We start from the raw sequence: 7,784 nt of genomic DNA on the forward strand, positions 1-7,784 counted from the left end.
AATTATGATAACTACACGCGAGATAGAAATAAACAATGAACCTGTTATTTTAGATATAGAGTACTTTTACTTTAAAGAAGACGGCCAGGTAAACATAAACATTGAAAGTATAACCAATGAAGGTGAAGATGCTACAGACATGATTACAATGGTCCAGCGCCAGGATATTATTGATATGTGCCAAACACATTACGAAAACCACGTATTTAATGAATTAGAAAAAGTATTTAACCGTATTCATTACGACATAGAGGATAATTTGTAGAAGGAAGTATAATGCAAATCACCTCTTTTTAAATACTACTGCGTCTATTTCATCGAGTCCGCGGAATGCGACATTAACGTATATATTCTTACCATTTCTTGCTATTATACCGGACTTTATTAGTCTGGCCAATGCTGTTCCTAATGTTGCATAAGGAACTTGCATCTCTTTTTGAAGCCTATTCCTTAGATGCTTATCTAGTGCGAAAGGCGTAAACATGTCAAACTTGATTAGTATTTTGATAAGATTTATTTCTATGTCCGCCGATGACCCAAATTGACCAGCGATTAATCTAATGAAGGAATCTTCAGAAGGAAGTATAATCGTTTTGGACTTTAATTTAGGTTTATTATCTATGTTTAAATTAAGTTGCATTATTTATCTAAATAAGAAAATATATGTGAAATTACAGAAATCGTCCAACCATTGCCAATCATTTTTAATCTTTGAGTTGATGAAACATGATTTGTATATCCGTCTTTCATCGTTTGCAGCCTTTCACATTCTAAAGGAGTTAATCTTCGGATGCGAGAGTTTATATTTGCCATTTGACCACAATTTTCATCTGTTCTCGCGCGAGCTGCTAATGTGCCAGTTTTACCATTATCACGAAATCTAATACCTTCATCGGTTCTATAATCACAGCCTTGTATTAATACTTTAGCTCTTTTATCTTTAATATCAAGTGTACCATGCTTACCGTCTTCATAATAAGCCCTACTATCTTGAGCAAAACCATCTCCATACTGCAAATTATTTGCAGTATATACTAAATTATCCTTCTGAACTGTAGTAATACAATTAGTTTTACCATCTTCTCTTGCTTCAAGCATTTGTTTAGTTGGACATCCTTTAGTTCTATCTGATGTATTTTCGGGGTTACGTCCGCGCATTGCTACTATTTGAATAGCATTTGTCTGTCCTGTATCTAAGCAATATGTTTTACCATCATTATGGCTTAATGTACCAGTTCCACCTTTACCTGTTTTACTCGAGCATGGCATTGTATTGTGGACTATTAAATCCATGTCTGAATGATTACCGCCAGAGTGTGCGCCTGCCGTAAAACAACTAGCCTTATCTTGATTATTCTTTACGTTCCCCTTAACATCAATCTTTATAATATCATAGTTATGTTTAGCTGTTTGTGAAGCATGGCCACCAATACGCAAAGTATTGTTTTTACCGTTAATATTCATTCCATCGAAACCAAACTTGGGGTTTTTAATATAATATTTCTCATCAACTTCTGGCTCAAGTATGTCTTTTAATAATATTACTTTGTCTTTCGGTTGTGGTATTATACATTTTAAATCTCCAAATAAACCGTCGTGTTCTGCTCCAATGTTGGTCCAGTACAATCTTCGCCTATTTTGAGCCGATACTAATGCACTATTAATTTCAATAGGATTTATACCTATTGATTGACTAAGAATTTTCTGCCATTTAGCGCCCATGATTACGTTTTCTAATAGGAATTTAACATCAGAATTGTACTTTCTTATATCTGTTAAGATGCGGATATACTCCCAAAATAGGTAAGATTGACCTTCAAATTCAAAGTTTTGACTCTTTAATTCCAGATAATGTTCTAACGTTAATATTTCTATTGAATCTTTAGTGCTCATTCCTTTACGTTTGCCAGCAAAACTGAAACTCTGGCAAGGCGAACCTCCTATAAGCAAAGATATAGGCTTTAATTTACTCACATCTACCTCCGTAACGCTTCCTAATTGTATTGTATTAGGATAGTTAACCATTGTTACTGTAATGGCATACTTATCTATCTCTGAGGCATAGTAGTTATCTACTTTTTTTCCTATTCTATCTAAACTCTGATTGCCCCCTGAGCAACCATCAAAAAGACTTAAAACGTTAAATTCTTTTCCCATAATTACTTTAATTCTCTATAATATTTATCCATTTTTAACTTATCTAATGATCTTTTTTGTATACTATCACATAGTTTAGTTAATTCTAATTGTAACTTACTTGTATCATCCGCGCACTCCTTAATTATATCTAGATACTCTTTATGCTTTTTGGTAGTGCTAAATAACCTATTATTATGACAAAATACTACATAAGGATTAATCATATACTTACTCTTTTGGCTTATCTTTATTACTAATCCCTTTTCTATTAAGCTAATAAAAGATTCTCTTACGTTATCTATTGATGTAGTATAATGTACTTTATCTGAGCCATATATATCTATTGCTCTCTCGCTTGCTTTAGCATAAACTCTTAATAACTCCGCCGAATACCTAAACACACTTGATTGGTCTGAGTAATAAGTAAGCCAATTGAACAATACATACTCAGATGGAGGTAAATAGAACCCTAAATTACTATAATGACGTGTAAACCTCTTATTTATAGATGGGGTTTGAAGTTCTTGCCTTGGATATAGCTCTTTTAATGTAGTATTTTCTACTTTTTTAGTGTTTCCTGCCTGTTTCAAATTTGCATTAATTTTATATGTTTGTTATTATAAGGGTACACACTATGGTTTTTAGTTAGTTTTTAGTACTTATTAATTATTATGCTTTAAGGCTATTTATAGTTAAAGTGTTATTAAACCATATAGTTTTGATTATGCTCGGCGCCATTTAAGCTTTTGTTTTATCTAATAATCTTAATACATGCTTAATGCTGAAAATATCATACTCTAATACTTCTGGCTCCTCAAGCATATCATTTAACTTTTTTGTTAGAATTGTATTTGAATCTAACGTGAAGTCTCCACGCTTTACCAAACTAAAAATAAAATCCTGAAAGTACTCTTCAAGGCTATTAACAGATTTAATACTATCTTCTGGAAAGTTAGTTTCAATAGTCTTACAAAACATATTTGATGATTTAATCAATTCATTAAACTTTTGCTTATCTGAGTGTTTAAACATTCCTAAGAACCGCGTATAAGATTCATTTTGAACTTTAGACAAAGCACAGAATATTAATAATGCTCTATGTGTTTGTTGTTGTAACTCTTCCTGTAATTCCGTCATAATTTATTTTTTCATAAGGTTAGCATTGGTTAAACATTGGTTATTTGCCTTATAGCCAGCCATTGCACTATCATTACTTAATTTTAGATTGACTAATTTATCATAATCTGTTTTTAGATTATAGCACCATCCTGATAAAAAAATAACTCCAAAAAATAACAAAGCAATAGTTAAAAACAACCAACAATATGCCTTATCAGCCTTTACAGAGCTTTTATTTATTGCTTGTTGCAACCCTTCATTTAATACTTCGTGTTTAGTCATTAGGTAGGTTTTTAAGGATTTCTATTAATTCGTTTTTTGTTGATTTGATGTAATCACGAATTCCTATTCCTATTTTAGCGTTGTTTAAATAATCATCATACCACTCTTTCAAACTACGCTCTTTAATAACGGTAGCCCAAATGCCTTTTAGCATTAAATATTGAAAACCATTATAAAAACCATTTGTTATTGTGTTATCATAAACATATTCTTTATTAACAGTTCCAACTTCACCACTATTAGTAATATTAAAAACGGGATTATATTTAGCCCCCTCAACTAAACCCCTCTTAATAGCCTCTTTTGTTAACGTCTCAGTCACTTCAGCGTCTGTGGCTATTCGTTTTATGGCTTTTGTATAACAAACAGATCCTTTTATCCATTCATTGTTATAACCTAAACCATAACCATAGCATCTGTTTTCATCAATTTTTTCAATAAAATATAATGAACCCATTTTAGTCCAATTCCATTTACCCACCTCGTGTTTAGGTTTATTTTCAAAAGCATCTAATCTATCGTTTAGTTCTTTTCTTAATTTTTCTATCTCTGTCATTTTATTTGTTTTTTTGATTATATAATAATATCAATAGTTTTTAAGTAATCAGAAAATTCTTTCCTTGTCTGAATCATCCATGAAGCGTAAGAGTGGGCTGTTCTGCATAATTCTTTTTTAATTTCCTGCATTTCATCATCTGTTTTTTTAATACCGATTTCGCCTTTATTGTCTAATAAAGGTGTTTTTGAAATTAATGCTTGTAACGCCATTGAGGCGTAATTGTCGTAATTTGAATTTTCCATTTTTATTTGTTTTTTTAAAAGTTAAAATCATCATCATTGTTTCTGTGATAGACATATACTGCGAATAAAGCCGATACTATTATTATTATAAATAAGTAGCCTAATATTTCTGATTGCATCATTATTTTGTTGCTTTGTTTGATAGATTCATTTTATTTAATTAAATTAATACTAATTATACCATTATCATAATTCATCTCTATCATATCTACAAAGTACTGTTCTTGTTTTATAACTATACACCATCCTATTTGAGGTGTAACCGTTGTTAATGTGCTTGTTTCTTTTATGATTTCTACACTTCCTTCTTCGCTTGTTGTTATAAATTTTATTACCATTTTTATTTTCTTATTAAAAGTTTATTATAAAAAACATTAAATGTAAGATTCCAAATACATCCAATAACTATTAAAAATCCTAAATTAAACCATATACTATCTATAAAAGGAGGACAATCTATCCATGCAAACATAATAGCTAATGCTTCAAATATTATCATTAAGCTTTTAAATGAATGCCATGCATCTAATTTCCATTTCGTACCAGGAATTATATAAGAATTGTTCCAGCTAGTTTCCGGATTCCAAAAGTTATTCCATGGAATATCAAACGGATTTCCTCGCTTTATAAATATGCTTTTGTAATAATGATGAGCTAATGTGTCCATACATGCATTACATACTGAGGCTAATGCCCAAAATATTAAACTATAAACCATCTTTATATTCTTTATAAGATTGATAATTAGCTACTCCGCCAACAATAATAATAAATAATATAAACAGTATATAAACAACTCCAGAGTTATCTTCTATAATATAGTCTTTGTTTTCTATAAAATAAATAATTACTGTCAAGCAAAATAAATCAATAAATGCTAACCACAATATTTTAAGTGGATTTTCTTTTAAATGTTCTAAATAGTTTTTCATGTTTTTTAATTCAGTTTTGAGTTAGTTATACGTTATTATTTTCTAAAGGTTACGTTCTTTATTTAATATTCCAAAAAAACTTTTATCAAACGCTTCTTTGTTTTTACTTTGCACATCTCGCGGATGTACTTTCTTATCTCTTAACTTCTTTATTGCTGTTATTGTACTCTTTGTATGTTTCATACCTCTTGTACGTTAATAATTAATAAAGGTTACAATAAACTAATTAAAGTTAGGATTGGGTATAAATACATTCATTTTTTTGACACACTATAATACATAGATATTTGGTAATCTTTTAAACATAATACCGTTGCTAATCCAGCAACCAGCATTATTAATAGATAAATTCTTAGTAAAACTTTTATCCTTTCTTTCTCTATAACTAAGCCATGATCCTTTACTGTAATTAGTAATTCTTTTAAGTAAGCCATCTTCACATAATGAATTGACTATACCTTGAGCTTTACCTACGGAACACTTGAATTGTTTAGCTAATGTTTTAATTGATACTGAATAGTTCTTTTCGGCACTCGGAAGATTTGTAACCTTGCGATTAAGTTTCATTAAAGCTTTTATTGCTTTCTTATGGTTTCTTAATGCGTTAGGCCCTTTTGGGTCGGTTGAATCCTGTCGAACTGTTTTCAGGTAATTAAATTCTGATTGGTTGTTTTCTATTTTTTGTCTAAATAATAATAATTGTATTTTCTTTAATGATAATGCAGTATCTATCTTTAAAAATCCATACTTATAAGACTTATCTATCTTCTTAAAATCAGCGAATACAAGGCTAGTACCTTCCATCCGAGCGTAACCTAAAGATAAATAGAAGTCTACATACTTCTTTACTGTATTACGGCTTAAATCGCAGGATTTAGATAGTTTATAAGGAGAGTAATCATGAACACATCCACTACTATAAATAGATTTTAATTTAATTAATACAGCAAGCTCGCGGATGCATTTATCCTCAATCATTTGCTTTATTAAAAAATAACTTATGTTCATAAACCATCTAATAGCAGAAAACCCCCCATTGTTGTTAAACAGTAGAGGGTTTGGGAGGTTTTCCTGTCTTGCGACAAATTCTTTACAAATATAAATAAATGTTTTTAGATAACCAACCCTCTTACGGAAAATTATCTGCTTCAAATATATAATTTATTTTAATATGATTTCAAAATATTTATTATATTTGTTTCGGCGGTGACTAAATGCCTGCTATTAAAACATATAAAAATGAAAAGTAAATTAATGTTCGATATTAACGAACACAACCAAGCTGTAATCACAGCAAATGTAATCTTAACAGATGACTTAAGAGACAAAACCGCTATAAAATTTATAGAAAGACTCGGTGGAGACTCAAACCTATTGCTTGTCCATTTTACGTTAACAGAAGAGGGAGAAAGAGTAAATATAAAGTCTTTTGGAGGAAGTAAAGAAGAAACATCTGCATTATTAAGAGGCGTAAGCATTCATCAGTTAAAGAGTTTAGAAGAAGAGTTGCCTAAAGAATTAAAAAGAAGAGAAGATTTTAAAAAAAATATACCAAATAAATTAAAAAACTAATTCAAAGTTGAGTTAAAAAATAGTATTTTTACAGAGAACTTTCAAATGGTGTGTTACTAATTTAAAGATTCTTTTCTGTTTTTGTCAAAGCAAAGCCCTTGTTAATCAAGGGTTTTGTCATTTATGTAACCTTTTGTGTTTAATATCAGTATAACAGTTAAAAATATAAATATGGAAATGTTAAAAGTAAATACTGAAGTAATATATATTACTAAAAACGAATTAAAATACGGTTCATTAGATAAAAAAATAGAAGACATTACCGTTAAAGACATATGTGATACTGAAGTCGTTGCCAATGCCTGTGTTTTAATAATATCAATTTTATCTCCAAATGGACGCTATCAACAAAAATTATTAAAAAGTAGATATTAATGTAACCTTATTTTATTTTATTCGTACAAGTAGGTAAATCAAAACAATTATGAAAACAAAACAATCAGTAGTAAGTAGCCAATTAAAAGAAATAGAGTATGATACAGAAACATCTACTCTTACTGTAACTTTTATGCAAGGTAGAATGTATGAGTATAAAGATGTGCCGGTGGATGTCTTTAGAAAGTTAATAGAAGCTTAGAGTATAGGATCTTACTTCATAAGTCAAATTAAAAACAAATATCAATTTAAACAAATATAATCATGGAAAAATTAGAGAAACTAACGCCCGAGCAAGAATTAAAAATGATTGAAGTAAAAGACTATTGGTTAAATTATATCAATTCGTGTAAAAATTCAATCAATAGAGAAAAAGCTAAAATAGGAATAGATTGGTTATATAGTTCTATAGGTAAAGAAAGTCCTATTATTATTTATTTAGATAGTCCTATGGGTTGTCAAATTGGTGTTAATTATCTTAAAAATTGGTTAAAAGATATTGATTTATCACAGGTTAAGTCACAGGTTTGGTCACAGGTTGAGTCACAGGTTGAGTCACAGGTT

General features: G+C 29.7%; 16 protein-coding genes. 5 read left to right on the plus strand and 11 right to left on the minus strand.

All coding sequences use genetic code 11. The features are described 5' to 3' along the window. On the plus strand, window positions 1-265 hold a 265-nt coding region (locus Q0649_RS19120), incomplete at its 5' end, for a hypothetical protein (RefSeq protein ID WP_298845692.1). A gap of 374 nt (window positions 266-639) precedes the next feature. Here Q0649_RS19120 and Q0649_RS19125 read toward each other — a convergent pair. The 11 genes from Q0649_RS19125 to Q0649_RS19175 all read right to left on the minus strand — a co-directional run bounded on the left by Q0649_RS19125 (window position 640) and on the right by Q0649_RS19175 (window position 6,281). Continuing rightward, window positions 640-2,157, minus strand: coding sequence for a DNA cytosine methyltransferase (locus Q0649_RS19125; protein WP_298845693.1), 1,518 nt, complete (start codon window positions 2,155-2,157; stop codon window positions 640-642). A 2-nt stretch (window positions 2,158-2,159) separates the two neighbouring features. After that, window positions 2,160-2,729, minus strand: coding sequence for a hypothetical protein (locus Q0649_RS19130; RefSeq protein WP_298845694.1), 570 nt, complete (start codon window positions 2,727-2,729; stop codon window positions 2,160-2,162). 148 nt (window positions 2,730-2,877) lie between these two features. Next, entirely contained in the window at window positions 2,878-3,276 is a 399-nt protein-coding gene (locus Q0649_RS19135) for a hypothetical protein (protein ID WP_298845696.1), read from the minus strand. Window positions 3,277-3,279: 3 nt separating this feature from the next. Then, the gene (locus Q0649_RS19140; protein ID WP_298845697.1) at window positions 3,280-3,540 is read right to left on the minus strand and encodes a hypothetical protein; all 261 of its coding nucleotides are present in this window, start codon (window positions 3,538-3,540) and stop codon (window positions 3,280-3,282) included. After that, window positions 3,533-4,096, minus strand: coding sequence for a hypothetical protein (locus tag Q0649_RS19145; protein ID WP_298845699.1), 564 nt, complete (start codon window positions 4,094-4,096; stop codon window positions 3,533-3,535). Before Q0649_RS19145 ends, Q0649_RS19140 begins: the two co-directional genes overlap by 8 nt. A gap of 17 nt (window positions 4,097-4,113) precedes the next feature. After that, the gene (locus Q0649_RS19150) at window positions 4,114-4,341 is read right to left on the minus strand and encodes a hypothetical protein (protein ID WP_298845700.1); all 228 of its coding nucleotides are present in this window, start codon (window positions 4,339-4,341) and stop codon (window positions 4,114-4,116) included. Between the two features lie 152 nt (window positions 4,342-4,493). Then, the gene (locus tag Q0649_RS19155; protein WP_298845702.1) at window positions 4,494-4,679 is read right to left on the minus strand and encodes a hypothetical protein; all 186 of its coding nucleotides are present in this window, start codon (window positions 4,677-4,679) and stop codon (window positions 4,494-4,496) included. Window positions 4,680-4,681: 2 nt separating this feature from the next. Then, window positions 4,682-5,059, minus strand: coding sequence for a hypothetical protein (locus Q0649_RS19160; protein WP_298845704.1), 378 nt, complete (start codon window positions 5,057-5,059; stop codon window positions 4,682-4,684). Continuing rightward, window positions 5,049-5,273, minus strand: coding sequence for a hypothetical protein (locus Q0649_RS19165; protein WP_298845706.1), 225 nt, complete (start codon window positions 5,271-5,273; stop codon window positions 5,049-5,051). The genes Q0649_RS19160 and Q0649_RS19165 overlap by 11 nt, the downstream gene beginning before the upstream one ends. A gap of 42 nt (window positions 5,274-5,315) precedes the next feature. Next, window positions 5,316-5,456 carry a hypothetical protein gene (locus tag Q0649_RS19170; protein ID WP_298845707.1) on the minus strand — a complete coding sequence of 47 codons (141 nt, stop codon included), beginning with the start codon at window positions 5,454-5,456 and terminating at the stop codon, window positions 5,316-5,318. Between the two features lie 87 nt (window positions 5,457-5,543). Further along, window positions 5,544-6,281 carry a hypothetical protein gene (locus Q0649_RS19175; RefSeq protein WP_298845709.1) on the minus strand — a complete coding sequence of 246 codons (738 nt, stop codon included), beginning with the start codon at window positions 6,279-6,281 and terminating at the stop codon, window positions 5,544-5,546. A gap of 231 nt (window positions 6,282-6,512) precedes the next feature. On the opposite strand from Q0649_RS19175, the gene Q0649_RS19180 reads away from it, so the two are divergent. The 4 genes from Q0649_RS19180 to Q0649_RS19195 all read left to right on the plus strand — a co-directional run. Next, window positions 6,513-6,845, plus strand: coding sequence for a hypothetical protein (locus Q0649_RS19180; protein ID WP_298845711.1), 333 nt, complete (start codon window positions 6,513-6,515; stop codon window positions 6,843-6,845). A 171-nt stretch (window positions 6,846-7,016) separates the two neighbouring features. After that, window positions 7,017-7,220 carry a hypothetical protein gene (locus Q0649_RS19185; RefSeq protein ID WP_298845713.1) on the plus strand — a complete coding sequence of 68 codons (204 nt, stop codon included), beginning with the start codon at window positions 7,017-7,019 and terminating at the stop codon, window positions 7,218-7,220. 49 nt (window positions 7,221-7,269) lie between these two features. Continuing rightward, complete coding sequence (locus tag Q0649_RS19190; protein ID WP_298845714.1) at window positions 7,270-7,422, plus strand: KTSC domain-containing protein; 153 nt, start codon at window positions 7,270-7,272, stop codon at window positions 7,420-7,422. A 62-nt stretch (window positions 7,423-7,484) separates the two neighbouring features. Then, window positions 7,485-7,784: hypothetical protein (locus Q0649_RS19195; protein WP_298845716.1), on the plus strand; the 300-nt coding region annotated here is incomplete at its 3' end.

The organism is uncultured Clostridium sp., assembly GCF_937920395.1.
Lineage (GTDB): Bacteria > Bacillota > Clostridia > Clostridiales > Clostridiaceae > Clostridium_AD.